The organism is Klebsiella sp. KP20-425-1, assembly GCF_025813515.1.
GTDB classification, from domain to species: Bacteria; Pseudomonadota; Gammaproteobacteria; order Enterobacterales; family Enterobacteriaceae; genus Klebsiella; species Klebsiella pneumoniae.
In genome coordinates, this window is the sequence record NZ_CP109614.1 from 1,937,420 (window position 1) to 1,963,142 (window position 25,723).

At 58.8% G+C, this 25,723-nt stretch carries 26 protein-coding genes and 1 pseudogene; 14 read left to right on the plus strand and 13 right to left on the minus strand.

Features of this window, described 5'->3' with window-relative positions; all coding sequences use genetic code 11:
- Nucleotides 1-28 precede the first annotated feature (28 nt).
- The 4 genes from OHJ17_RS09445 to pabB all read right to left on the minus strand — a co-directional run bounded on the left by OHJ17_RS09445 (nt 29) and on the right by pabB (nt 5,253).
- Nucleotides 29-1,606 (minus strand): EAL domain-containing protein, encoded by a 1,578-nt coding sequence (locus OHJ17_RS09445; RefSeq protein ID WP_039819491.1) that lies wholly within the window; start codon nt 1,604-1,606, stop codon nt 29-31.
- Nucleotides 1,607-1,788: 182 nt separating this feature from the next.
- Nucleotides 1,789-3,153, minus strand: a complete 1,365-nt coding sequence (gene sdaA, locus OHJ17_RS09450; protein WP_004151445.1) for an L-serine ammonia-lyase — start codon at nt 3,151-3,153, stop codon at nt 1,789-1,791.
- 162 nt (nt 3,154-3,315) lie between these two features.
- On the minus strand, nt 3,316-3,894 hold the full coding sequence (locus OHJ17_RS09455; protein WP_032412549.1) for a CoA pyrophosphatase: 579 nt from the start codon (nt 3,892-3,894) through the stop codon (nt 3,316-3,318).
- Between the two features lie 3 nt (nt 3,895-3,897).
- A complete protein-coding gene (pabB, locus tag OHJ17_RS09460; protein ID WP_032412547.1) occupies nt 3,898-5,253 on the minus strand; it encodes an aminodeoxychorismate synthase component 1 in 1,356 nt (451 codons plus the stop codon).
- 88 nt (nt 5,254-5,341) lie between these two features.
- On the opposite strand from pabB, the gene OHJ17_RS09465 reads away from it, so the two are divergent.
- Nucleotides 5,342-5,527, plus strand: coding sequence for a YoaH family protein (locus tag OHJ17_RS09465; RefSeq protein WP_004145519.1), 186 nt, complete (start codon nt 5,342-5,344; stop codon nt 5,525-5,527).
- On the opposite strand, the gene OHJ17_RS09470 is transcribed toward OHJ17_RS09465, so the two are convergent.
- Nucleotides 5,528-5,872 carry a RidA family protein gene (locus tag OHJ17_RS09470; protein WP_002910910.1) on the minus strand — a complete coding sequence of 115 codons (345 nt, stop codon included), beginning with the start codon at nt 5,870-5,872 and terminating at the stop codon, nt 5,528-5,530.
- A gap of 131 nt (nt 5,873-6,003) precedes the next feature.
- Here OHJ17_RS09470 and OHJ17_RS09475 point away from each other — a divergent pair, with 131 nt between their 5' ends.
- From OHJ17_RS09475 to rnd, 5 genes are all read left to right on the plus strand, one after another.
- A complete protein-coding gene (locus OHJ17_RS09475; RefSeq protein WP_004175456.1) occupies nt 6,004-7,914 on the plus strand; it encodes an ATP-dependent DNA helicase in 1,911 nt (636 codons plus the stop codon).
- Between the two features lie 145 nt (nt 7,915-8,059).
- Entirely contained in the window at nt 8,060-8,755 is a 696-nt protein-coding gene (tsaB, locus tag OHJ17_RS09480) for a tRNA (adenosine(37)-N6)-threonylcarbamoyltransferase complex dimerization subunit type 1 TsaB (RefSeq protein ID WP_004151443.1), read from the plus strand.
- Nucleotides 8,756-8,793: 38 nt separating this feature from the next.
- The gene (locus tag OHJ17_RS09485; RefSeq protein ID WP_002910905.1) at nt 8,794-9,375 is read left to right on the plus strand and encodes a Slp family lipoprotein; all 582 of its coding nucleotides are present in this window, start codon (nt 8,794-8,796) and stop codon (nt 9,373-9,375) included.
- 205 nt (nt 9,376-9,580) lie between these two features.
- Nucleotides 9,581-11,266 (plus strand): long-chain-fatty-acid--CoA ligase FadD, encoded by a 1,686-nt coding sequence (fadD, locus tag OHJ17_RS09490; RefSeq protein WP_002910904.1) that lies wholly within the window; start codon nt 9,581-9,583, stop codon nt 11,264-11,266.
- An 81-nt stretch (nt 11,267-11,347) separates the two neighbouring features.
- Entirely contained in the window at nt 11,348-12,463 is a 1,116-nt protein-coding gene (gene rnd / locus OHJ17_RS09495; RefSeq protein ID WP_072196991.1) for a ribonuclease D, read from the plus strand.
- A 77-nt stretch (nt 12,464-12,540) separates the two neighbouring features.
- Here the strand turns inward: rnd and minE are convergent, their stop codons facing one another.
- The 3 genes from minE to minC are packed head-to-tail and all read right to left on the minus strand — an operon-like array spanning nt 12,541 to nt 14,348.
- A complete protein-coding gene (gene minE / locus OHJ17_RS09500; RefSeq protein WP_002910902.1) occupies nt 12,541-12,810 on the minus strand; it encodes a cell division topological specificity factor MinE in 270 nt (89 codons plus the stop codon).
- A gap of 3 nt (nt 12,811-12,813) precedes the next feature.
- Nucleotides 12,814-13,626, minus strand: a complete 813-nt coding sequence (gene minD, locus OHJ17_RS09505; RefSeq protein ID WP_002910900.1) for a septum site-determining protein MinD — start codon at nt 13,624-13,626, stop codon at nt 12,814-12,816.
- Between the two features lie 23 nt (nt 13,627-13,649).
- Entirely contained in the window at nt 13,650-14,348 is a 699-nt protein-coding gene (gene minC / locus OHJ17_RS09510) for a septum site-determining protein MinC (protein ID WP_002910899.1), read from the minus strand.
- A 125-nt stretch (nt 14,349-14,473) separates the two neighbouring features.
- On the opposite strand from minC, the gene OHJ17_RS09515 reads away from it, so the two are divergent.
- The 3 genes from OHJ17_RS09515 (at nt 14,474) to OHJ17_RS09525 (ending at nt 15,972) form a co-directional block, all read left to right on the plus strand.
- Nucleotides 14,474-14,755, plus strand: coding sequence for a YcgL domain-containing protein (locus OHJ17_RS09515; protein WP_002910898.1), 282 nt, complete (start codon nt 14,474-14,476; stop codon nt 14,753-14,755).
- Between the two features lie 16 nt (nt 14,756-14,771).
- Nucleotides 14,772-15,431 (plus strand): fumarylacetoacetate hydrolase family protein, encoded by a 660-nt coding sequence (locus tag OHJ17_RS09520; protein WP_004189297.1) that lies wholly within the window; start codon nt 14,772-14,774, stop codon nt 15,429-15,431.
- A gap of 94 nt (nt 15,432-15,525) precedes the next feature.
- On the plus strand, nt 15,526-15,972 hold the full coding sequence (locus tag OHJ17_RS09525; protein ID WP_002910896.1) for a YcgN family cysteine cluster protein: 447 nt from the start codon (nt 15,526-15,528) through the stop codon (nt 15,970-15,972).
- Between the two features lie 6 nt (nt 15,973-15,978).
- On the opposite strand, the gene OHJ17_RS09530 is transcribed toward OHJ17_RS09525, so the two are convergent.
- The 3 genes from OHJ17_RS09530 to nhaB form a co-directional block, all read right to left on the minus strand.
- The gene (locus tag OHJ17_RS09530; protein ID WP_002910895.1) at nt 15,979-16,323 is read right to left on the minus strand and encodes a TehB family protein; all 345 of its coding nucleotides are present in this window, start codon (nt 16,321-16,323) and stop codon (nt 15,979-15,981) included.
- 150 nt (nt 16,324-16,473) lie between these two features.
- Nucleotides 16,474-17,004, minus strand: a complete 531-nt coding sequence (gene dsbB / locus OHJ17_RS09535; RefSeq protein ID WP_039819489.1) for a disulfide bond formation protein DsbB — start codon at nt 17,002-17,004, stop codon at nt 16,474-16,476.
- Between the two features lie 128 nt (nt 17,005-17,132).
- The gene (gene nhaB, locus OHJ17_RS09540; RefSeq protein ID WP_004151442.1) at nt 17,133-18,683 is read right to left on the minus strand and encodes a sodium/proton antiporter NhaB; all 1,551 of its coding nucleotides are present in this window, start codon (nt 18,681-18,683) and stop codon (nt 17,133-17,135) included.
- Nucleotides 18,684-18,719: 36 nt separating this feature from the next.
- On the opposite strand from nhaB, the gene OHJ17_RS09545 reads away from it, so the two are divergent.
- Both OHJ17_RS09545 and fadR read left to right on the plus strand, forming a co-directional pair.
- Complete coding sequence (locus OHJ17_RS09545; RefSeq protein ID WP_004163532.1) at nt 18,720-18,851, plus strand: hypothetical protein; 132 nt, start codon at nt 18,720-18,722, stop codon at nt 18,849-18,851.
- An 80-nt stretch (nt 18,852-18,931) separates the two neighbouring features.
- Nucleotides 18,932-19,651 carry a fatty acid metabolism transcriptional regulator FadR gene (gene fadR / locus OHJ17_RS09550; RefSeq protein WP_002910890.1) on the plus strand — a complete coding sequence of 240 codons (720 nt, stop codon included), beginning with the start codon at nt 18,932-18,934 and terminating at the stop codon, nt 19,649-19,651.
- A 73-nt stretch (nt 19,652-19,724) separates the two neighbouring features.
- On the opposite strand, the gene OHJ17_RS09555 is transcribed toward fadR, so the two are convergent.
- Entirely contained in the window at nt 19,725-21,257 is a 1,533-nt protein-coding gene (locus OHJ17_RS09555; RefSeq protein WP_002910889.1) for a SpoVR family protein, read from the minus strand.
- Between the two features lie 76 nt (nt 21,258-21,333).
- Here OHJ17_RS09555 and OHJ17_RS09560 point away from each other — a divergent pair.
- From OHJ17_RS09560 to dadX, 3 genes and pseudogenes are all read left to right on the plus strand, one after another.
- A pseudogene (locus tag OHJ17_RS09560) lies at nt 21,334-21,481 on the plus strand (hypothetical protein).
- Nucleotides 21,482-21,579: 98 nt separating this feature from the next.
- Nucleotides 21,580-22,878: a D-amino acid dehydrogenase gene (locus tag OHJ17_RS09565; RefSeq protein WP_004175465.1), complete on the plus strand. Its 1,299-nt coding sequence runs from the start codon at nt 21,580-21,582 to the stop codon at nt 22,876-22,878.
- Between the two features lie 9 nt (nt 22,879-22,887).
- A complete protein-coding gene (gene dadX, locus OHJ17_RS09570; protein ID WP_039819488.1) occupies nt 22,888-23,958 on the plus strand; it encodes a catabolic alanine racemase DadX in 1,071 nt (356 codons plus the stop codon).
- Between the two features lie 16 nt (nt 23,959-23,974).
- On the opposite strand, the gene OHJ17_RS09575 is transcribed toward dadX, so the two are convergent.
- A complete protein-coding gene (locus tag OHJ17_RS09575; RefSeq protein WP_002910885.1) occupies nt 23,975-25,708 on the minus strand; it encodes a potassium/proton antiporter in 1,734 nt (577 codons plus the stop codon).
- Nucleotides 25,709-25,723: the final 15 nt, after the last annotated feature.

Here is a 25,723-nt window from a genome sequence, read left to right on the forward strand (position 1 = left end):
AGGCTCGCCGGCCGCTGCGGCCGGCGAGTTATTCTGTCGTCTCGCTCTCATTTTCACTCTCCTCCCTGCTGGACAGCCACGCCGGGAACGCCTCCACCGGCATCGGCCGCGCATAATAAAACCCCTGCAGCACATCGACGCCGTGGCTACGCAGGTAGTTTTCCTGCTCCAGCGTCTCCACCCCTTCGGCAACGGTAACAATATGCAGGCGGTTGGCGAGGGCGATAATAATATCTGTCACCGTCGCGTTCACGCTATCTATGCCGACCGAGCTGGTGAACGAGCGGTCGATCTTCAAAACATCCGGGCGCAGCTTTTCCAGCCATGAGAGCGAAGTATTGCCGGTACCAAAATCATCGATCGCCAGCTGTACGCCCTTAAAGTGCAGATGTTCGGCCATATGCTGGTCGCCATCCTGCAGGACATCGCGTTCGGTTAGCTCGACCACCAGCTGCTGCACCGGATCCACGCTGAACCAGTAATTGTGCAGGTCGCGCAGCAGGAGTCCGTTAGCGAAATGGCGCGCGGCGACATTGATCGCGATGTGAAAATGGCGGTCGCGAGGAAAAGCGTCCAGGCGGCGAGCGGTTTCGGCAATCACATAGCGGGTGAGAGGGATGATCAGATTATTGCCTTCGGCGATGGGAATAAATACCTCCGGCGAAATCGTCCCACGGCGGGGATTATTCCAGCGCAGCAGGATCTCCACCCCGCAGCAGCGGCCGCTGCGCGCATCCTGCAGCGGCTGGCACCAGAGGGCAAACTCCCGGGCCGAAATGCCAAGGCTTATTTCCCGCGAGAAACTCATTCTGCCGGCGGTGGCCAGCCAGGCGATGCCGGTCATTAGCAGGCTAAAAATCAGCGCCAGCGGCAGCTCGCCGGGCAGCTCCTCAAGCGCAATCGCCGAGGCGCCAGGGCCGTTAATATTGACAGTAAACGGAAACTCCGTAGAGCGCTGGCGATAAATCACCGTGCCCTGCGGGACATGCGCTTTTTCGAGAAGCCCATGGCGGCTGCTAAAATAACGATCGCCAACCTGCAGGCTGACGTCGCTGATCAGGGCCGATTTTTCATTAAGAATTAAGGTTCCCAGCAGCTCAATATTCACCACCAGCATCACGCCGTCCAGGCCGTTCTCCGCGGCTGGATACCATTGGATCAGTACCGGCGAGCCTTTGAGCAAGGAGCTGTCGTTCGAGAAGAGCAGCAGAGGGCGGGGCGCAGGAAGCGCGGGCTGCAGGCGATGTAAGTCTGCCTGTCGCGGGCCAAAAATACTGGAACAGTAAACGATACCTGACGTGACGAGGGCGACGGAACGAATGGTTTGCAACGAGGCCGCCATTTTGCGCAGCGTCAGATGGATATCAGGGCAGGGTTTGCCCACCAGAGGGAGCAGGGTGGCTCGCTGCGCGCTTAGCGGGCGCAAGATGTCATTGAGCGCCGCCACCCGTTGGCTGGCGGCCGTGCGAATATAATCTTCATTTACGCTGCGCTGCGAAATAAATCGGATGGCTAATGTGGCGCCCAGGGTCGCCAGGGCTACCAGCAGGCAGACAATAATGCGTTTGTGACGATAGGCCGTAATGACTTTTTGTGCAGTCTGCATGTGCGACACCCTGTCGACAGGACGAGTGGTTAAGCGTGGCTTATTTGATAGAGCAAGTGTAGTGGCAGAATATCGCCAGGTATAGAAAAAAGAAAATGCGCCGTTGAAGGCGCATCAGGGAGATTTCAGTCACCAGGGTTATCCCCCTGCGCGCTTTGCGGGCGCAGAGGGGCACGAAAAGTTTAGTCACACTGAACTTTAATCGCCAGGCCGCCGCGCGAGGTTTCGCGGTACTTGGCGTTCATGTCTTTACCGGTTTCATACATGGTCTCGATCACCTTATCGAGCGAGACGCGCGGTTCGCTGGTGCGGCGCATCGCCATTCGCGCGGCGTTGATCGCCTTGACGGAGGCGATGGCGTTACGTTCAATGCATGGCACCTGCACCTGACCGGCGACCGGATCACAGGTCAGGCCGAGGTTGTGTTCCATGCCGATCTCCGCTGCCACGCAAACCTGTTCCGGGCTGGCGCCGAGCAGTTCAGCCAGTCCCGCCGCCGCCATCGAGCAGGCGACGCCCACCTCGCCCTGACAGCCGACTTCCGCGCCGGAAATGGACGCATTCATCTTATACAGCGCGCCGATCGCCCCGCAGGCCATAAAGTAGCGAATATAGATCTCCGGGCTGACGGACTCGATAAAGTGATCGTAATAGGCGAGTACCGCCGGAACGATGCCGCAGGCGCCGTTGGTCGGCGCGGTTACCACGCGACCGCCGGCGGCGTTCTCTTCATTGACCGCCAGCGCGAACATATTGACCCAGTCAACAACGTTCATTGGATCGCTGGAGAGCTTATCGCTGGCCACCAGCAGACGACGCAGCGCCGAGGCGCGACGCGGTACGCGCAGCGGGCCAGGCAGCACGCCCTCGGTGTTCATCCCGCGGTCGATACAGGCGCGCATGGTCTGCCAGACGTTGGCGAAATAATCCTCGATCTCTTTTTTGCTGTGCAGAGCCAACTCGTTCTGCATCACCATCCCGGAGAGCGACAGGCCAGTCTCTTTGCAGTAGGCCAGCATTTCCTGCGCCGATTTAAATGGGTAGGGCACCTGCAGTTCGTTGGCGTTTTCCTTGCCGAAGTGCTCTTCGTCGACAATAAAGCCGCCGCCGATCGAGTAGTAGGTCTTGCAGTAGATCTCTTTCTCGCCGGCCCAGGCGTGAATGGTCATGCCGTTTTCGTGCAGCGGCAGGTTGTCGCTACGAAAACGCATGCCGTCATCCGCCGGGAAGTCGACCTCGTGCTGGCCGTTGGCCAGCAGCAGACGACCGCGCGCTTCGACGTCACGGATAAAAGCCGGGATCGCGTCAATATCGACCGTATCGGGCTGATTGCCCGCCAGTCCCATGATAATGGCGATGTCCGTATGGTGGCCTTTGCCGGTTAATGACAGTGAACCGTAGACGTCAACCGCCACACGAGTCACTGCATTAAGCAATCCTTTTTCGACCAGGTCATCGACGAACTGTTTTCCGGCCTTCATCGGGCCAACAGTGTGGGAAGATGAGGGACCAATCCCCACCTTGAACATGTCGAATAGACTAATCACGATAATACTCCTGACAGGGTTACCGCGGGTGCGGTAACGATGTAATAACTGCGCATAGTGTAAGAGGGAAGCGCCCTGTCAGTTCAACTATTCACATGAATTAAACTAATGGCTAACCGCGATTTTACTAATAATGAGAGCGCCCTCTCATTATCAGTATAGCTAAGGACGTGCGCCAATTTGCAGCGCCAGCTCGCGAATGATCCCGGCGGTCATTCCCCAGACAAAATAATGCTGGTACCAGGAGAGCCAGACGCGGTGGTCGTTGCCCCGGCGGTGGATATCGAGCGGATGGTAGCGCCCAAGGCGCAGGGCTACGGCGAGCGGCATTTCAAATACCGCGGAGACTTCGTCCTGGCTGGCGTGATAGTGCAGATCCGGGGGAATAATGCCCACCACCGGCGTCACCTGAAAGCCGGTGACGCTGTCCACCGGCGGCAGGACGCCGATTACCTCGACCGCCTCCGGCGGGATCGCCACCTCTTCCTGAGCTTCGCGCAGGGCGGCGGCGATAAGCGTCGCGTCGGTATTATCTACTGCGCCGCCGGGAAAGGCGACCTGGCCGGCGTGCTTGCGTAGCAGCGGCGAACGCTGGGTCAGCAGCAGGCCGGGCTGCGGCCGACGCACGATCGGCACCAGCACCGCCGCCTGCCGCTGATTGAGCGCATGGCGCGAAGGCTGCGGGCGCAGAAGCTGAAAGCGGGACAGAAAATCATCCAGATTAAGGGCGCGATCCGCCATGGTCTAGTTCTCCAGTTGCTGCAGGATACGATTAACTTTATCAAAAGTTTCCTGATATTCCGCCGCTTCCTCGCTATCCGCCACAATTCCGCCGCCGGCGGAGCAGTACAGCTGTCCCTGCCATGCCGTCAGGGTGCGAATGGTGATGCTGGTATCCATATTGCCGCAATAGCTCAGGTAGCCAATGCTCCCACACCAGGCGTTGCGACGCTGGGGCTCCAGTTCATCGATAATCTCCATCGCCCGCACTTTCGGCGCGCCGGTGATCGAGCCGCCGGGAAAGGCGGCGCGCAGCAGGTCGCTGGCGTGCAGCGTCATTGGCAGGCGGGCGGTGATGGTGCTGACCAGATGATGGACCGCCGGGAACGGCTCCACCACGAACAGCTCGGGGACCCGGACGCTGCCCGGGACGGCGACGCGGCCGATGTCGTTGCGCATCAGGTCAACAATCATTAAATTCTCGGCGCGATCTTTCGGCGAATTCGCCAGCTTCTCAGCCTGCTGCGCATCTTCCGGCGGTGAATCGAGCCGCGGTAGGGTGCCTTTTATCGGCCGCGTCTGGATCTCCCCCTGGCGCAGCTGGATAAAGCGCTCCGGCGACAGGCTTAAAATCGCCCCTTCATCGAGGCGAATAAAGGCGCTAAAGGGGGCGCGGTTGACGGCGTTCAGCTGGCGGAAGGCCTGCCATTCATCACCGACGTAGCTGGCCTGAAAACGCTGGGCGAGGTTGACCTGATAGCAGTCGCCGCTGTGCAGATAGGCCTGTACCTGGCGAAATTTTTCGCCGTACTGCTGGCGGCTCATATTTGACTGCCAGGCAGAGGTCAGGGCGAAGGTTTCACCCGGCGTCGGCGTTTGCGCCTCCAGCCACTGTAGACGCTGCTGCGGGTCGTCATAGCTGAGCAGCGATATCTGTTGGCGCTGGTGGTCGACGATAAGCGCCCAGTCATAGATCCCCACCGCCATATCCGCCAGCGCGATATCGGCCTGCGCGTGGGAAGGGAGACGCTCAAAGCGACGGCCCAGGTCGTAACCGAATAATCCCAGCGCGCCGCCGAGAAACGGCAGATCGTCATGGGGTTGCGGCGTGAACGGCTGACGATCCAACTGCTGCTGCAGGAGCTGCAGCGGATCTTCCGCTGAGACAACAACGGCTTCGCCGTCGTCGACCCACGTCTGTTCATCGCGCGTCAGTAGCGTGGCGCGCGGGGCAGCCACCAGAATATCAAAGCGGTTATGCGGATGGTCGGCAAAGCCGGAATGCAGCAGCATCGCCCAGGGCAGGGCGCTTAACGGCGCAAAATAGTGTTCGGCCGCATCCGGGCGCCAGGGCAGGGTAATAATCGCGGGGGACAACATCTTTCTCGATCCTGAACGTTGCCGCCCCTCTGGCGTAGTCGGGGACGGCGTGAAATAATTACGCCCCACAATGTAGCAGGAGTAAAAGATGTTTGCAGGTTTACCTTCGCTGAGCCACGAGCAACAGCAAAAAGCGGTCGAACGTATCCATGAGCTAATGGCTCAGGGGATAAGCAGCGGCCAGGCGATTGCCCTGGTGGCGGAAGAGCTGCGCGCAACGCATACCGGCGAGCAGATCGTCGCGCGCTTTGAAGATGAGGATGAGGACGAGTAATTACACCGCGGCGATAATTTTGATCTCAACTTTATACTGCGGGTTCATCAGCGTCGCTTCCACCGTGCAGCGCACCGGGGCGTGACCAGCCACCACCCACGCGTCCCAGGCTTTATTCATCGCCGCAAAGTCGCTTTTATCGGCGAGGAAGATGGTGGCGTCAAGAATACGCGACTTGTCGCTGCCCTGTTTTTCCAGCACCGCGTCAATCTGCGCCAGGGTATTGGCGGTCTGCTCGAAAGCGTCGGCATCGAGATTTGCCGGCACGCCGGTGTAGTACAGGGTCTGGTTGTGGATCACCACGTCTGACCAACGGGCTTCGGCATCAATACGCGTAATTGTCATTGCTTTTTCCTCTTTAAGCATTCCATTCGGCTGCGGCAAGACTGCCATAATGTGCCGCTCGCGTCACTACCCGGACTGGCGAAACGCCGTCCTCCCTGACATAATCACTGTCCAAATAACCAGGGGGCAATGTGATCGACGATTTTGCAGCAGACGGCCAGCTAGCCAAAGCCATACCGGGATTTAAACCGCGCGAGCCGCAGCGCCAGATGGCGGTGGCGGTCAGCGAAGCGATTGAGGCCTCCCGGCCGCTGGTGGTGGAAGCGGGGACCGGAACCGGTAAAACCTACGCTTACCTGGCGCCTGCGCTGCGGGCGAAAAAAAAGGTGATTATCTCCACCGGCTCGAAAGCGCTGCAGGATCAGCTTTACAGCCGCGATCTGCCCACCGTCGCCAAAGCGCTCAAATTCACCGGGAAACTGGCGCTGCTCAAAGGGCGCTCCAACTACCTGTGTCTCGAACGTCTTGAGCAGCAGGCGCTGGCGGGCGGCGATCTGCCGGTGCAAACCCTCAGCGATGTGATCCTCCTGCGCTCCTGGTCGAATCAAACCCAGGATGGCGATATCAGCACCTGCGCCAGCGTCGCGGAAGACTCTCAGGCCTGGCCGCTGGTCACCAGCACCAACGATAACTGTCTCGGTAGCGACTGCCCACTGTATAAAGATTGCTTCGTGGTGAAGGCGCGTAAAAAAGCGATGGACGCCGACGTGGTGGTGGTCAACCATCACCTGTTCCTGGCCGATATGGTGGTCAAAGAGAGCGGCTTTGCCGAGCTGATCCCCGAGGCGGAAGTGATGATCTTCGATGAAGCCCATCAGCTGCCGGATATCGCCAGTCAGTACTTTGGCCAGTCGCTCTCCAGCCGCCAGCTGCTGGACCTGGCGAAAGACATCACCATTGCCTACCGCACCGAACTGAAAGACACTCAGCAGCTGCAAAAATGCGCCGACCGCCTGGCGCAAAGCGCGCAGGATTTCCGCCTGCAGCTGGGAGACCCGGGCTACCGCGGCAATCTGCGCGAGCTGCTGGCGGACAGCCACATTCAGCGAGCGCTGCTGCTGCTCGATGACGCGCTTGAGCTATGCTATGACGTCGCCAAACTTTCGCTGGGCCGCTCGGCGCTGCTCGACGCCGCTTTTGAGCGCGCCACCCTCTATCGCGGGCGCCTGAAGCGGTTGAAAGAGATCAACCAGCCGGGCTACAGCTACTGGTATGAGTGTACCTCGCGCCACTTTACTCTCGCGCTGACGCCGCTGACCGTGGCCGAGAAGTTTAAAGAGGTGATGGCGCAGAAGTCGGGGAGTTGGATCTTTACCTCGGCGACGCTGTCGGTGAACGACGATCTGCATCACTTTACCGCCCGGCTGGGGATCGACGAGGCGCAGACTCTGCTGCTGCCGAGTCCCTTTGACTATCAGCACCAGGCGCTGCTCTGCGTGCCGCGCAACCTACCCCTGCCGAACCAGCCCGGCGCGGCGCGACACCTGGCGGCGATGCTCAAGCCGCTGATCGAGGCCAACGATGGTCGCTGCTTTATGTTGTGCACCTCGCACGCCATGATGCGCGATCTGGCGGAGCAGTTCCGCGCCACCATGACGCTACCGGTGCTGCTGCAGGGCGAGACCAGCAAAGGCCAACTGCTGCAGCAGTTCGTCAGCGCCGGCAACGCGCTGCTGGTGGCTACCAGCAGCTTCTGGGAGGGAGTCGATGTGCGCGGCGACGCGCTGTCGCTGGTGATTATCGATAAGCTACCGTTCACCTCGCCGGACGATCCGCTGCTAAAAGCGCGAATGGAAGATTGCCGGCTGCGCGGCGGCGATCCCTTCGATGAAGTGCAGCTCCCGGATGCGGTGATCACCCTCAAGCAGGGGGTGGGTCGCCTGATCCGCGATATCGACGACCGCGGGGTGCTGGTGATCTGCGACAACCGGCTGGTGATGCGCCCCTACGGCGCGGTGTTCCTGGCCAGTCTGCCGCCGGCGCCGCGAACCCGCGATATCCGTCGGGCGGTGCGCTTTCTCGCCGTACCGCCGGCAAGGTAATCCGCACTAAAATGTGTTAAGCTGCGCGCCATTTTGTTAATTAGCGGTTCCCAATAGACTTCGGGCGGCATGGCGGCGGGTTGGCCGTTTGCCGGAAATCAGGCTGCCTGAAGGCCTGAACTATGTAACGAGAGCGTGACCACCCATGCGAATTTTGGCTATCGATACCGCCACAGAGGCCTGCTCCGCGGCTCTGTGGAATGATGGCACCCTTAGTGCTCATTTCGAAATTTGTCCCCGCGAACATACCCAACGTATCCTGCCGCTGGTGCAGGAGGTCCTCACCGAGAGCGGCACCACGCTGAGCGAGCTGGACGCGCTGGCCTTTGGTCGCGGTCCGGGCAGCTTTACCGGCGTGCGCATCGGCATCGGTATCGCCCAGGGGCTGGCGCTGGGCGCCGAACTGCCAATGATTGGCGTTTCCACGCTGGCCACCATGGCGCAGGGCGCCTGGCGCAAAACCGGCGCCACCCGTGTGCTGGCGGCCATTGATGCGCGTATGGGCGAAGTCTACTGGGCCGAGTACCAGCGCGACGAGCAGGGCGTCTGGCATGGCGAAGAGACGGAAGCGGTGCTCAAACCGGACGCGGTAGCCGAACGACTGGCACAGCTTTCCGGCGAATGGGCCACCGTCGGCACCGGATGGCAGGCGTGGCCGGATCTGGCGAAAGCGAGCGGACTGACCTTAAGCAGCGGCGAAATTGAATTGCCGGCGGCGGAGGATATGCTGCCGTTAGCCTGTTACCTGCTGGCGGCGGGGAAAACCGTGGCCGTGGAGAAAGCGGAGCCGGTTTATTTGCGAAACGAGGTGGCGTGGAAGAAACTTCCAGGCCGCGAGTGAATCTCAGTAACAAGAAGACTGAGAAAAGGAGTCGCATCATGGCGGGTCAAAAACAGGGCGTTCGCTGGCTGCTGGCCGCAGCGGTTGCCGTTGCGCTAAGCGGCTGCGTATCGGTGCCGGATGCCATCAAAGGCACCAGCCCGACGCCGCAGCAGGATTTGGTGCGGGTGATGAACGCCCCGCAGCTGTACGTTGGCCAGGAAGCGCGCTTTGGCGGTAAGGTGGTCAATGTGCAAAACCAGCAGGGGAAAACCCGCTTAGAAATCGCCACCGTACCGCTGGACAGCGGCGCGCGGCCAGTGCTGGGCGAGCCGTCCCGCGGAAGGATTTTTGCTGACGTCAATGGCTTCCTCGATCCGGTGGATTTCCGCGGTCAACTAGTGACCGTGGTCGGACCGATCGCCGGGGTGGTTGACGGCAAGGTGGGCAGCACGCCGTATAAATTTATGCTGATGAACGCCACCGGCTACAAGCGCTGGAACGTAGTGCAGCAGGTGGTGATGCCTCCGCAACCTATCGACCCGTGGATGCTGGGTCCGCGCCCCTGGGGCTACGGCTATGGCGGCTGGGGCTGGTACAATCCCGGCCCTGCTGAGGTGAGAAACGTTGTAACCGAATGATTTTGTTGTTTATGTTAGTTCAAAGAAACAGCGGCCGGTCCGCTGTTTCTTTGTTTTCAGTCGAATAAGAAAAAAAATAGTGACGCGCTTCGCAACCTGCTCATTGCCTAATTAATAAACTGGTACGCTGAGTTAATATAATGTTAACAAAATGTATTATCCAGGGGCTGTGATGACGACGAATAACTATTTCAGAGGTGATGCAGTGAAAAAGGTTTGGCTAAACCGTTATCCCGCAGATGTTCCGGCGGAGATAAATCCTGACCGCTATCAATCCCTGGTTGAACTGTTTGAACATGCCACCACCCGTTACGCCGACCAACCGGCGTTTATCAATATGGGTGAAGTGATGACCTACCGTAAGCTGGAGGAGCGTAGTCGCGCCTTCGCCGCTTATCTTCAGGAGGGGTTGGGGTTACAGAAGGGCGATCGCGTGGCCCTGATGATGCCTAACCTGCTGCAGTATCCGGTGGCTCTGTTTGGCATCCTGCGCGCCGGGATGATCGTGGTTAACGTCAACCCCTTATATACCCCGCGCGAACTGGAGCATCAGCTCAACGACAGCGGCGCGGCGGCGATCGTCATAGTCTCCAACTTTGCCCATACCCTGGAAAAAGTGGTGGCGAAAACTCAGGTCCAGCATGTGATCCTGACGCGCATGGGCGACCAGCTTTCCACCGCCAAAGGCACGCTGGTGAACTTTGTGGTCAAGTACATTAAGCGCCTGGTGCCGAAGTACCATCTGCCGGACGCCATCTCGTTTCGCAGCGCGTTGCAGCACGGCTATCGCATGCAGTACGTCAAGCCGGAGATCGTTGCGGAAGATCTGGCGTTTCTGCAGTACACCGGGGGCACCACCGGCGTGGCCAAAGGTGCGATGCTCACCCACCGCAATATGCTGGCTAACCTCGAGCAGGTCAATGCCACCTACGGCCCGCTGCTGCATCGCGGCAAAGAGTTCGTGGTGACCGCGCTGCCGCTGTATCACATTTTCGCCCTGACCATGAACTGCCTGCTGTTTATCGAACTGGGCGGGCAAAATTTGCTGATCACCAACCCACGCGATATCCCCGGGCTGGTGAAGGAGCTGGCGAAGTATCCTTTTACCGCCATGACCGGGGTCAATACCCTGTTCAACGCCTTGCTGAACAACAAAGAGTTCCAGCAGCTTGATTTCTCCTCGCTGCATTTGTCCGCCGGCGGTGGGATGCCGGTGCAGCAGGCGGTGGCCGAGCGCTGGGTAAAACTGACCGGGCAATATCTGCTGGAGGGCTACGGCCTGACAGAGTGTTCCCCGCTGGTCAGCGTTAACCCGCACGATATTGACTACCACAGCGGCAGCATTGGCCTGCCGGTGCCCTCCACCGAAGCCAAACTGGTGGATGATGATGATAACGAAGTGGCGCCGGGTCAGCCGGGCGAGCTCTGTATTAAAGGGCCGCAGGTGATGCTGGGCTACTGGCAGCGCCCTGACGCGACGGATGAGATTATCAAAGACGGCTGGCTGCACACCGGGGATATCGCGGTGATGGATGAAGAGGGGTTCCTGCGCATCGTCGATCGCAAAAAAGATATGATCCTGGTGTCGGGTTTTAACGTCTATCCGAACGAAATCGAAGATGTGGTCATGCAGCATAGCGGGGTGCTGGAAGTGGCGGCCATCGGCGTGCCGTCCGGCAGCAGCGGCGAAGCGGTGAAGATTTTCGTAGTCAAGAAAGATGCTGCGTTAACCGAAGAGGCGCTGATTACGTTCTGCCGTCGCCATTTGACCGGATACAAGGTGCCGAAGCTGGTGGAATTCCGTGACGAACTGCCGAAATCCAACGTCGGGAAAATTTTGCGGCGAGAACTGCGTGACGAAGCGCGCGCTAAAGTGGACAATAAAGGCTAAGTAACGAATGAGTCGCCTGACGCCGGCTACGCCGGCGTTTTTTATGGGCGCAAGTTAAGAGAGTATGCTTTGAACTATCAGATGATCACCACCGACAATGGCCTGCGCGCTGTCTGCGAAGCGGCAAGCACGGCCTCCGCCGTCGCTCTGGATACGGAATTTGTCCGCACCCGCACCTATTACCCGCAGCTGGGCCTGCTGCAGCTGTTCGACGGCCAGCAGGTCTCTCTGATCGACCCCTTGACGATTAACGACTGGGCGCCGATGCGCGACCTGCTGCTCAACCAGGATGTGACTAAATACCTGCATGCCGGCAGCGAAGATTTAGAAGTCTTCCTTAATGCATTTAACCTGATGCCGCAGCCGCTGATTGACACCCAGATCCTGGCGGCCTTCTGCGGCCGCCCAATGTCCTGGGGCTTCGCCTCGATGGTGGAAGAGTATTCCGGGGTAGCGCTGGATAAAAGCGAATCCCGCACCGACTGGCTGGCGCGCCCGCTGACTGAGCGTCAGTGTGAATATGCCGCGGCCGACGTCTGGTATCTGCTGCCGATCGCCAGCCAGTTAATGGCGGAGACCGATCGCGCTGGCTGGCTGCCGGCGGCGCTCGACGAGTGCCGCGTGATGCAGCAGCGTCGTCAGGAGGTGGTCGACCCGGCCGAGGCCTGGCGCGATATCGGCAACGCCTGGCAGCTGCGTACCCGCCAGCTGGGTTGTCTGCAGCTGTTGGCGGAGTGGCGCCTGCGCAAAGCGCGCGAGCGCGACCTGGCGGTAAACTTTGTGGTGCGGGAAGAGCATCTGTGGAGCGTGGCGCGCTATATGCCCACCAGCCTGGGCGAGCTCGACAGCCTCGGGTTGTCCGGTAGCGAAATTCGCTTCCACGGCAAAACGCTGATTAGCCTGGTCGAAAAAGCGCAGGCGCTGCCGGAGTCGGCCCTGCCGGCGCCGCTGCAGAACCTGATCGACATGCCGGGCTACCGCAAAGTCTTTAAAGATATTAAAGCGCTGGTGCAGGAAGTGAGCACGGAGAAGGGCGTAAGCGCGGAGCTGCTGGCGTCGCGTCGGCAGATCAACCAGTTGCTGAACTGGCACTGGCAGCTGAAAACGCAAGCCGGTGAACCTGAGCTGATTTCCGGTTGGCGCGGGGAGCTGATGGCCGAGCGGCTGAAGAGGCTGTTAAACGACTATCCGCGCTAGTTCGCGGCCAGGTTCAGAGCATTAAAAAACCGGCGGCGCGTGGCGTAGCCGGTTTTTTTTCGCGATAGCGCGACAGGTCAGGATTTCGACTCTTCCGTTTCGGGTAGGGTCACGTTCAGCTCAAGAATGGATATATCCCCGTCCCGCTGCTCCAGCTGCACGCTGACCATCTCCGGGTCGATCTGTACGTATTTACAGATCACTTCCAGGATATCTTTGCGTAACTGCGGCAGGTAATGCGGCTCCGCGTCTCCGCGGCGGCGCTCGGCGACGATGATTTGCAGGCGTTCTTTCGCAATATTAGCCGTGTTCTTTTTTCGCGAGAGAAAAAAGTCGAGTAAAGCCATAATTTATCCTCCGAACAGGCGTTTGAGGAATCCTTTCTTCTCTTCTTCAATGAAGCGGAAAGGGCGTTCTTCTCCGAGCAGACGTTCAACGGTATCGGCATAGGCTTTGCCTGCGTCCGAGGCGGCATCGAGGATCACCGGCTCACCCTGGTTGGATGCGCGCAGGACTGACTGGTCTTCCGGGATCACGCCTACCAGGTTGATGCGCAGAATTTCCAGCACGTCTTCCATGCTCAGCATATCGCCTTTATTAACGCGGCCTGGATTGTAGCGGGTCAGCAGCAGATGCTCTTTGATTGGCTCTTCGCCATTTTCCGCGCGGCGGGATTTAGAGGCGAGAATGCCAAGGATACGGTCGGAGTCGCGAACGGAGGAGACTTCCGGGTTAGTGGTGATGATGGCTTCATCAGCAAAGTAAAGCGCCATCAGCGCACCGGTTTCAATGCCTGCCGGGGAATCACAGACGATGAAATCGAATTCCATTTTCTTCAGTTCTTCGAGAACCTTGTCGACGCCTTCGCGAGTCAGAGCGTCTTTATCCCGGGTCTGGGAAGCCGGGAGAATGTAGAGATTTTCCGTGCGCTTATCTTTAATCAGCGCCTGGTTCAGTGTGGCATCGCCCTGAATGACGTTGACGAAATCATAAACGACGCGACGTTCGCAGCCCATAATCAGGTCGAGGTTACGCAGGCCGATGTCGAAGTCGATAACGACGGTTTTCTTTCCCTTCTGGGCCAAACCTGTAGCGATGGCCGCGCTGGAGGTGGTCTTGCCAACGCCCCCTTTACCCGAAGTCACAACAATAATGCGTGCCATAGAAATTCCTTGTTAAAAAGGGATTAATTTAACGGTTGAATTGCCAAAGCGCTTTCACCTAAACGCAGGCGCGCCGCTTTGCCATAAAATTCGGCCGGGATGTTATCGCTCAGCCAATATTCCCCGGCGATGGAGACCAGCTCCGCCGCAAGGTGGGTACAAAATATCTGGGCGTCTCTGTCGCCACCGGCGCCTGCCAGCGCGCGTCCTCGCATCATGCCATATACATGGATATTTCCGTCAGCGATAAGTTCCGCACCGGCACTCACATGATTTGTAACAATAAGATCACAGTGTGGCGCATAAATGCGCTGACCGGAACGTACCGGCTGATCAATCAAACGCGTTTTTGTGATCTGACTAGCAACTGGCGGCGGCGGGGTGGGTTCGGACGGTGCCGGACGAGAGGCTTTTTCTTTCCCTTCGGTTAATAACGGGATGCCGGCGCGGTCGATTTCGGTTTTCAGGCGCGGAATTTTGCATCCGCTAACGCCCATAATACGTAAACCGGTCGCGGCGATAGCCTCGTTGATGGCGCGCCATTCTACCTCCTCCTCGATGCTGGCGATATTCACCACCACCGGAGCATGACGTAAAAAGGCGGGAGCCTGGGCGATTTTGTCTTCTAACGCCTGACGAATAACCTCGGGATTTGCATCGTGCAAATGAACGACAGATAACGTGAAGCTACTGCCTTTAAGTTCGATTGGCGTATTTGACATCCTGGCCTTACTCAATTTGCTGTTTATCAACCGCCAAGTGCGGTGATATTCCGAAGACTAAAAGGCATGTTATAGTCACTCATATATTGAGGCAAGTGACCACGGGTCTAATTCCGAGTAAAACTATGTTTTGTGTGATCTATCGAAGTACTAAACGTGAACAAACCTATTTATACGTCGAAAAAAAGGACGATTTCTCGCGCGTTCCTGACGAGCTAATGCGCAGCTTTGGCACGCCGCAAATGGCGATGCTGCTGCCGCTGGATGGGCGCAAAAAACTGGTTAACGCCGATCTGGAAAAAGTGAAACAGGCGTTAAGCGAACAGGGCTATTACCTGCAACTGCCTCCGCCGTCTGAAAATCTACTAAAGAAACACCTGGCGGAACAGGGGAAACAATCCGATTAACCCACGAGGGAAAATAATGTACCAACATCATAACTGGCAGGGTGCGCTTCTGGATTATCCAGTAAGCAAAGTAGTGTGCGTCGGCAGTAATTATGCGAAACACATCAAGGAAATGGGCAGTGCGACGCCGGAAGAGCCGGTGCTGTTTATTAAACCTGAGACTGCGCTGTGCGATCTTCGTCAGCCGTTGGTGCTTCCTGAGGGGCTGGGCTCGGTGCATCACGAAGTCGAGCTGGCGGTGCTTATCGGCAGCACGCTGCGTCAGGCGACGGAAGAGCATGTGCTGAAAGGGATTGCCGGCTATGGCGTCGCGCTGGATCTCACGCTGCGCGACCTGCAGGCGAAAATGAAAAAAGCGGGACAACCCTGGGAGAAGGCCAAAGGCTTCGATAACGCCTGTCCGATCTCCGGCTTTATCCCGGCCGCTGAGTTCCACGGCGACCCGCAGAATACGTCGTTAAGCCTGAAGATTAATGGCGAAGTGCGCCAGCAGGGCACCACTGCCGACATGATCCATAAGATTGTGCCGCTGATCGCCTATATGTCGCGCTTCTTTACCCTCAAAGCCGGGGATGTGATCCTCACCGGCACCCCGGAAGGCGTGGGGCCGCTGCACAGCGGTGACGAGCTGGAGGTCGGCTTCAACGGCCTGGCGCTCACTACCCGCGTGCTGTAAGCGCTATTTGCCGCCTTTTGGGGCGGCAAAACTTGCATCGGCGTGCCAGACTGGTTATAAGGTGCACCCTTAACTGGCAACGACGGACACTCCGATGAGCGAACAACCTTTCTGGCAACAAAAAACACTGGATGACATGAGCGACGCGGAGTGGGAATCGCTGTGTGACGGCTGCGGCCAGTGCTGCCTGCACAAGCTGATGGATGAAGACACTGACGAGATCTACTTCACCAACGTCGCCTGTCGTCAGCTCAATATCAAAACCTGCCAGTGTCGTAACTACGCGCGTCGTTTTGAGTATGAGCCGGACTGCATCAAGCTTACCCGCGAAAATCTGCCGACCTTCGAATGGCTGCCGCCGACCTGTGCCTATCGCCTGCTGGCGGAAGGCAAGCCTCTGCCGGCCTGGCACCCGCTGCTGACTGGCTCAAAAGCGGCGATGCACGGCGAACGCATCTCCGTTCGCCATATTGCGGTGCCTGAGTCCACGGTGGTCGACTGGCAGGACCATATCCTTAATCTGCCTGACAGGGCGCGCTAAACGCCGTCACGCTTTCTTCGCGTGGAACAGCCCGTTTTCACCGTCGGTTTCTTCCGCCACCCAGAAGTGAATATTGAAGCGGGCGTCGTCACTGAGTTCGACGCGGTGCCAGTACTGCGGCGGACTGGTAGCAAACTGCCCGGCATGAATCACGACTTTTTTCTCCGGCTCCGTCGCTTGTTCATTGGCAAAACCGTAATAGGTGACCGTGCCCTCCATGACGCACAGCTGGCCGAAGACGCCAGCCGCGGTGTTGTGGTGGCTCAGCAGGGCGGCAGGGACATTCTCTTTGGTAAAGAATGGGGTGGAGCGTTTAACTTTCCAGTCTGCGGGGATCAGTAAAGATGACATGTGAGCTCCTGTGGGGTTTTAAAAGATGTATTTAATATGCACTTTTTGGCGGCTGTGGTCAACCATAGACATGAAACGATTCAGTGATGCGCAGGAGGCATAAAAAAACGCCCCGCAGGGCGTTTCATTGTGGGCTGTACTCGCCGCGGCTTAACGACCAAACAGATCGAGTTTTTTCGCTTTGAAAGGCTGGGCAACGATCACCAGAATAGCGACCAGCAGATAGGCGGCGAAAATCCCCACCAGCCATTGCGGCATCTCCAGCGACAGGAACTGCCACTGACGTACTGAACAGTCTCCGGACGCAACGAAAACCTGCGGCAGCCATTTATCCAGCGGCAGCCAGGTTGGGAAGCGGGCGGCGAAATCGCAGGTCTGGAACGGTGAAGGGTGCAGCTGGATCATCGTATGCTCCCACGCCAGCTGTAGTCCGCGTATCGCGCTGTACAACCAGATTGCCATGGCGACATAGCGCAGCGGCGTTTTGGGGGCGATAGCGCCCACCAGTCCCGCGCCCATGATGCCGAACAGCGCGCAGCGTTCGTAAATACACATGACACACGGCTGCAGCAGCATCACGTGCTGGAACCACAGCGCGACTAGTTCGAGAATAAAAGCGGTCAACGCCATCAGGAGCCAGGCACCGCGTCCTCTTGAGCACTGGTTTAAATATTGCAACATAATCATTTCCCTGGAAGATGCTAAATCATGGCAGTGTAAACGAAAACCGAACCGACGCCAGAGGCGCGGCGGAAAATATTCCGTAACGGGTTATTGATGCGCCCGGGCGAACCCGGGCAAAAACTGACTCAGGGCAGGGTGGGCGTCACCAGCCAGCCGTGCGCCAGCAGCCAGTCGGTGACTGGCATCAGGGTGAACTCGACGCATAACAGGCCGACCAGCGTCAGTACGATGGTGTAGGGCAGCGCCATCCACACCATACGGCCATAGGAGAGCCTAATAAGCGGCGCCAGGGCGGAAGTCAGCAGGAAGAGAAACGCCGCCTGGCCGTTTGGGGTGGCCACCGAGGGCAGGTTGGTGCCGGTGTTGATCGCTACCGCCAGCATCTCAAACTGGGGCAGGCTGATGGCGCCATGTTCGAGCGCCGCTTTCGCTTCGTTGATGTAGACCGTGCCGACAAACACGTTATCCGAAATGGACGACAGCAGGCCGTTGAACAGATAAAACAGCGACAGCTGCGCGTGCGGCGAGGCCTGCAGGACAAACTCGATCACCGGCGTGAACAGCTGCTGATCGATGATAACCGCGACGATGGAGAAGAAGACCGTCAGCAGCGCGGTAAAGGGCAGCGCCTCGGTGAACGCCTTGCCAATGGCGTGCTCATCGGTAACGCCGGTAAAGGTGGTGGCGAGGATGATCACCGACAGGCCAATCAGGCCGACCTCAGCCAGGTGAAAAGCCAGGGCCACGATCAGCCAAACGCCAATGAGCGCCTGGGCAATCAGCCGCAGTCGCTCCTGACGGCTGCGCTGGGCGCGGCTGCGATCGTCAAACTCCTGCAGCACCTTGCGCACCGTCGGCGGTAGCGGTTCGCCGTAGCCAAACAGGCGATACTTTTCGACCAGCAGACAGGTTAATAGACCGCAGACCATCACCGGCAGGGTCACGGGCGCCATGCGAAGAAAGAACTCGCCAAAATGCCAGCCCGCGGCTTTGGCGATAATCAGGTTTTGCGGCTCGCCGACCATGGTCATGACGCCGCCGAGCGCGGTCCCGACGCCGGCGTGCATCATCAGGCTGCGCAGAAAGCCGCGGAACTGCTCCAGCACCTCACGGTAGTGCTGCTCGATATGGCTGTCATCGAGCAGGTCGCTATCGTCCGGGCGCGCCGAGGCGACGCGGTGATAGATGCCGTAGAACCCGACGGCGACGCTGATCACTACCGCCACCACCGTCAGCGCATCGAGAAAGGCCGAGAGGAAGGCGGCCGCCAGGCAGAACGCCAGCGATAGCAGCATTTTGCTGCGGATCCCCAGCAGCAGGCGCGTAAACACGAACAGCAAAAGCTGTTTCATAAAGTAGATACCCGCCACCATGAACATCAGCAGGAGCAGCACCTCCAGATTGCCGGCGATCTCGTCCCGGACGTGCGCCGGGCTGGTCATGCCGATCAGCAGCGCCTCGATAGCCAGCAGACCCCCCGGCAGCAGCGGATAGCACTTCAGCGCCATGGCGAGGGTAAAGATAAACTCGACCACCAGCAGCCAGCCGGCGACAAACGGCGCCACGGCGAACACCAGCGGATTTACGATTAAGAAAATGATTAATGCCAGCTTGTACCAGTCCGGCGACTGGCCAAGAAAATTGCGCCACAGCGCGCGGCCATAAGAAATTTCCACGACAGAATCCTTCCCCGTCAATGAGTGCATGGTTTTGTGCATAACGATTGGCAAGAGTACCAGTTGAGCAAAATGAGAAGCAACTTTCTTCGCGCCGCGCTGGCGGTTTGTGAAGATAAGGAAAAGCGCAAAGTAAAAGCGGAAAATGAAACGGCGATCCCTTTTTAATTCACTTGCCATGCTATCTGCGCTATAGCGGCTCTGGTATGATGAGTGCAATTGTAACGCTGTGTAATGGAAATCTTATTATGGTCATTAAGGCGCAGAGCCCTGCGGGTTTCGCGGAAGAGTACATCATTGAGAGTATCTGGAATAACCGCTTCCCTCCCGGATCGATTCTCCCCGCTGAACGCGAGCTTTCTGAGCTGATCGGTGTCACCCGCACAACCCTGCGCGAAGTATTGCAGCGTCTGGCCCGTGACGGCTGGCTGACCATTCAGCATGGTAAGCCCACTAAAGTGAATAACTTTTGGGAAACCTCCGGCCTGAATATCCTCGAAACGCTGGCGCGCCTCGATCACGACAGCGTACCGCAGTTGATTGATAATCTGCTCTCCGTGCGCACCAACATTTCCACGATTTTTATCCGCACCGCGTTTCGCCAGCATCCGGATAAAGCACTGGCGGTCCTGGACAGCGCCCGGGAGGTGGAGGATCACGCCGACGCCTTCGCCGAGCTTGATTATAATATTTTCCGTGGTCTGGCGTTCGCCTCCGGCAACCCGATCTACGGTCTGATCCTCAACGGCATGAAGGGGTTGTATACCCGCATCGGCCGCCACTATTTCTCCAGCCCGGAAGCGCGCAGCCTGGCGCTCGGTTTCTATCATCAGCTGGCAAAAGTGTGTGAGGCCGGTCTGCATGACCAGGTTTACGAGCTGGTTCGTCGCTACGGCCATGACAGCGGCGAGATCTGGCACCGGATGCAGAAATCGCTGCCCGGTGATTTAGCCATGAATATGCGTTAAGCAGGCTTTTCGCGATCGATAAACAGAACAAGGGGGCCAATGGCCCCCTTGTTATTTTACTCGCCCCGCAATGCTATAGCGCGTTCGGCCGCGCCGGGCAGCGGTCCAACAGCTCAATGCTGCCGTCGGCGTTCTGCTGCTCCAGCAGCACATCGAACCCCCACAGACGATGCACATGCTTCAGCACTTCGCGCCGGCCTTTGTCCAGCGGGACGCGGTTGTGCGGCACATAGCGCAAGGTCAGCGATCGGTCGCCGCGCAGGTCAACGTTCCACACCTGGATGTTCGGCTCAAGATTGCTGAGGTTATACTGCGCGGAGAGCTTATTGCGGATCTCGCGATAACCCTCTTCGTTGTGAATCGCCGAGATCTCCAGATAATTGTTGTGATCGTCGTCGAGCACGGTAAAGAAGCGGAAATCGCGCATGATCTTCGGCGACAGGAACTGACTGATAAAGCTTTCATCCTTAAAGTCGCGCATGGCGAAATGCAGCGTTTCCAGCCAGTCAGAACCGGCGATATCGGGGAACCAGTACTTATCCTCTTCCGTGGGCGACTGACAGATGCGCTTGATGTCCTGGAACATGGCGAAGCCCAGCGCGTAGGGGTTAATCCCGCTGTACCACGGACTGTTGTACGGCGGCTGGAACACCACGTTGGTATGGCTGTGGAGAAACTCCAGCATAAAGCGCTCAGTCACTTTCCCTTCATCGTAGAGATGGTTGAGGATGGTGTAGTGCCAGAAGGTGGCCCACCCCTCGTTCATCACCTGGGTCTGTTTCTGCGGGTAGAAATACTGGCTGACTTTACGCACGATGCGCAGGATCTCGCGCTGCCACGGTTCGAGCAGCGGGGCGTTCTTCTCCATAAAGTACAGCAGGTTCTCCTGCGGTTCGGAAGGGTAGCGACGAGCGGATTCAATCGCTTTTTCTTCCTCGCGCTTCGGCAGGGTGCGCCACAGCATATTCACCTGGCTTTGCAGATACTCTTCCCGGCTTTTCTGCCGCGCTTTCTCCTCCTGCAGAGAGATTTTTTGCGGACGTTTATAGCGGTCGACGCCGTAGTTCATCAGCGCGTGGCAGGAGTCGAGCAGTTTCTCTACTTCGTCGACGCCATAGCGCTCTTCGCACTCGGTGATGTACTTACGGGCAAAGATCAGATAGTCGATGATCGAGCTGGCGTCGGTCCAGCTGCGAAACAGATAGTTATTTTTAAAAAACGAGTTATGCCCGTAGCAGGCATGGGCCATCACCAGCGCCTGCATGGTGATGGTGTTTTCCTCCATCAGGTAGGCGATACAGGGGTTGGAGTTGATGACTATCTCATACGCCAGACCCTGCTGACCGTGCTTATAGGCCTGCTCGGTCTCAATAAATTTTTTGCCAAACGACCAGTGCGGATAGTTGATGGGCATGCCGACGCTGGAGTAGGCGTCCATCATCTGCTCGGAAGTAATGACTTCGATCTGGTGCGGGTAGGTGTCAAGACGATAGAGCTTGGCGACCCGGTCCACTTCGGCCAGGTAGGTTTCCAGTAACTCGAACGTCCAGTCGGGTCCATCGCTTAAACGGGTGGTGTCCCTGTTCATGGAGTCAATCGTAGCCATTAGCGCGCCCTCGTTGTTGTTGGTTTTCTCTGAACGGAAAACCTCTAAACAAGCATAGAACACGGTGCAGCAAACTGTGCTGTACGCCAATCGCTTTTCTTCGCGATTTCCCCATCTAAAAGCCGTTTTTTTTGCCTTGTTTGCAGAATTTAATGCTGGGTAAAAATAAAGCGCAGCATGAGATCGTAAATCTCACAGCGCAGGGCTGGTGCGGTTTGCTGTGAGTTAAGTCACCATAAATAAAGCGTATGTTGAATAATATTTTCAACTGAGTTATCAATTTGTAATTAGATGATTGTTCTTTAACTGTTACGGAGTCACTATGCGTGTCGTCATACTGGGAAGTGGGGTGGTTGGGGTAGCCAGCGCGTGGTATTTGAGTCAGGCGGGTCATGACGTGACGGTCATCGACCGTCAGCCCGGTCCGGCAGAGGAGACCAGCGCGGCCAACGCCGGGCAGATTTCTCCCGGCTATGCGGCGCCCTGGGCGGCGCCGGGGGTGCCGCTGAAGGCGATCAAATGGATGTTTCAGCGCCATGCGCCGCTGGCGATCGGTCTTGACGGCACCTCGTTCCAGTTGAAGTGGATGTGGCAGATGCTGCGCAACTGCGACACCCGCCACTATATGGAGAACAAAGGCCGTATGGTGCGCCTGGCGGAGTACAGCCGCGACTGCCTGAAGGCGCTGCGCGACACCACCGGCATTCAGTATGAAGGGCGCCAGGGCGGGACGCTGCAGCTGTTCCGTACCGCCAAACAGTATGAAAATGCCACCCGCGACATCGCGGTGCTGGAGGACGCCGGCGTGCCATATCAGCTGCTGGAAGCGAAGCGGTTGGCGGAAGTGGAGCCGGCGCTGGCGGAGGTCAGCCACAAACTGACCGGCGGCCTGCGTCTGCCAAATGATGAAACCGGCGACTGCCAGCTGTTTACCACCCGTCTGGCGGCGATGGCGGAGCAGGCCGGCGTGACCTTCCGCTTCAACACCGCAGTGGATGCGCTGCTGCACGAGGGCGATCGCATTGCCGGGGTGAAATGCGGCGATGAGATTATCAAGGGCGATGCCTATGTGATGGCCTTCGGCTCCTACTCGACGGCGATGCTTAAAGGGCTGGTGGATATACCGGTCTACCCGCTGAAAGGCTACTCATTAACTATTCCGATCGCTCAGGAGGACGGCGCGCCGGTTTCAACTATCCTTGATGAGACTTACAAAATCGCCATCACCCGCTTCGATCAGCGCATTCGGGTCGGCGGCATGGCGGAGATCGTCGGTTTTAACAAAGCGCTGCTGCAGCCGCGTCGCGAAACCCTGGAGATGGTGGTGCGCGATCTGTTCCCGCGCGGCGGCCACGTGGAGCAGGCGACGTTCTGGACGGGCCTGCGGCCGATGACGCCGGACGGCACGCCGGTGGTCGGCCGCACAGCGTATAAAAATCTGTGGCTCAACACCGGCCACGGCACGCTTGGCTGGACCATGGCCTGCGGCTCCGGGCAGCTTATCAGCGATCTGATCTCCGGCCGCACGCCGGCGATCCCTTACGACGATCTGGCGGTTGCCCGCTACAGCCCCGGTTTTACCCCGGCGCGCCCGCAGCACCTGCACGGCGCACACAACTAAGGAGCTTGCATGACCCGTCCGGTAGTGGCCAGCATCGACCTGCTGGCCTTGCGGCAGAATTTACAGATAGTGCGTCGCGCGGCCCCCGGGTCGCGCCTGTGGGCGGTGGTCAAGGCCAACGCCTACGGCCACGGCGTGGGGCGCGTATGGAGTGCGTTAAGCGCGGCGGATGGTTTCGCCTTGCTCAACCTGGAAGAGGCGATCCTGCTGCGCGAGCAGGGCTGGAAAGGCCCGATCCTGCTGCTGGAGGGCTTCTTCCATGCCGATGAGCTGGCGGTGCTGGATCAATATCGTTTAACCACCAGCGTCCACAGCAACTGGCAGATTAAGGCCCTGCAGCAGGCGAAGCTGCGCGCGCCGCTGGATATCTATCTCAAGGTGAACAGCGGCATGAACCGGCTGGGCTTTATGCCTGAGCGGGTCCACACCGTCTGGCAGCAGCTGCGGGCGATAAGCAACGTCGGCGAGATGACGCTGATGTCGCACTTCGCGGAGGCGGAGAACCCGCAGGGAATTGTCGAGCCGATGCGCCGTATCGAACAGGCGGCGGAGGGGCTGGATTGCCCGCGCTCGCTGGCCAACTCGGCGGCGACCCTCTGGCATCCGGAAGCGCATTTTGACTGGGTTCGTCCAGGCATCGTGCTGTATGGCGCGTCGCCTTCCGGGCAGTGGCAGGACATCGCCAACACCGGGCTGAAGCCGGTCATGACGCTGCGCAGCGAGATTATCGGCGTGCAGAACCTGCGCCCCGGCGAGGCGATTGGCTATGGCGGCCTGTACCGCACCACCCAGGAGCAGCGGATCGGCATCGTCGCCTGCGGCTATGCCGATGGCTATCCGCGGGTGGCGCCGAGCGGCACGCCGGTGCTGGTGGATGGCGTACGCACCACCACCGTTGGACGCGTATCGATGGATATGCTGGCGGTCGATTTAACGCCTTGTCCGCAGGCCGGGATCGGCGCGCCGGTCGAGCTGTGGGGCAAAGAGATTAAAATCGACGACGTGGCGGCCAGCAGCGGCACCGTCGGCTATGAGCTGATGTGCGCCCTGGCGCCGCGGGTGCCAGTTGTGACCCTGTAACCTATTCCGGGGCGGATCACTCCGCCTCGTCTTCCGCGACCCGCACCCCAACCTTCAGCACGTGATCGTTCTCTTTTTCAGCTACCGTCCACACCATCCCGGCGAACTCCACCTGGTCGCCCACCACCGGCGCCGCGCCCAGCAGCTGCTGCACCACTTCCCCGAGCGACTGCTGATGCTCGCGGAACTCCTCACCGCCGTCGAGACCGTAGATTTGCGCCACATCGGCGAAGCGGGCCTCAGCATCAAGAATGAAGTCGCCGAAAAAGCGCTGATCGAGCGCCACCGGCGGCGACTGGCTGAACATTTTGCCCAGCGCCGGCAGGTCGTGCTCTCGACCAATAACGCACAGGATATCGCCTTCCCGCAGGCGGGTGCTGCCGGTGGGGTGCAGCAGGACATTGTTGCGAAACAGCGCGGCAATCCGCGTCTCCGGTGGCATGTGCAAGTCGCGCAGCGCCGCGCCGATGCACCACTTATCGGCCCCCAGCTGGTAGACAAACTGCTCCCACGGGTTTTCCGGGTGAATATCCAGCCCGACGCGGGAGATGGGCCAGCTGATGGGCGGAACCACCACTTTGGCTTTTTTCGCCGCCCACGACAGCGAAGTGCCCTGCAGCAGCAGCGACACCAGCACCACGAAGAAGGCGACATTGAAGAACAGGCGGGCGTTGTCCAGGCCGGCCATCATCGGGAACACCGCGAGAATAATGGGCACCGCGCCGCGCAGGCCAACCCAGCTGATAAACACCCGTTCGCGCAGGTTAAAGCCGCGAAACGGCAGCAGGCCGGCAAACACCGACAGGGGCCGGGCAATGAATATCATCCACATCGACAGCAGCAGCGCCGGGATAGCGATCGGCAGCAGGTCGGAGGGCGTCACCAGCAGGCCCAGCACCAGGAACATGGCGATCTGCGCCAGCCACGCCAGGCCGTCGAAGTTCTGCAGGATGCCGTGCCGGTTGCGGATCGGCCGGTTGCCCAGCAGAAAGCCGCAGAGATAGACGGCGAGGATACCGCTGCCGTCGAGGGAGGTGGTGACGGCAAAAATCATGATCCCGCCGCTCAGCGCCAGCAGCGGATAGAGGCCGGCGGGCAGCACGATGCGGTTAATCATCTGCAGCAGCAGGTAGCCGCCGCCGAGGCCGATGGCGATCCCGAGGCCGAACTGCTGAATGATATGCACGGCGAACATCCAGCTGAGGCCGGTTTGGTGCTGCTGGATCATTTCGATCAGGGTGATGGTCAGGAAGACCGCCATCGGGTCGTTACTGCCTGACTCTATCTCCAGCGTCGAGCCGACGCGCTCGTTGAGCCCCTTGCCGCCGAGCAGCGAGAAGACCGCCGCGGCGTCGGTGGAGCCGACAATGGCGCCGATCAGCAGGCCTTCGATCAGATCCAGCTTGAACAACCAGGCCGCCATCATCCCGGTCAGCGCCGAGGTGATCAGCACCCCAACCGTCGCCAGCGACAGCGCGGGCCACAGCGCGACGCGAAAGGAGCTGGCCTGGGTGCGCATCCCGCCATCCAGCAGGATCACCGCCAGCGCCAGGTTACTCACCATATAGGCGAAGGGGTAGTTGTCGAAGGGGATGCCGCCGATGCCGTCAATGCCTGCCAGCATCCCGATGGCCAGAAAGATGACCAGAATCGGGATGCCAAGGCGCGAAGAAAAGGAGCTCAATAAGATACTGCAGGTTACTAAAACAGAACCCAGAATAAACAGACTAATGACCGCAGCGGCGTCCAATGTTCACGTACTCCC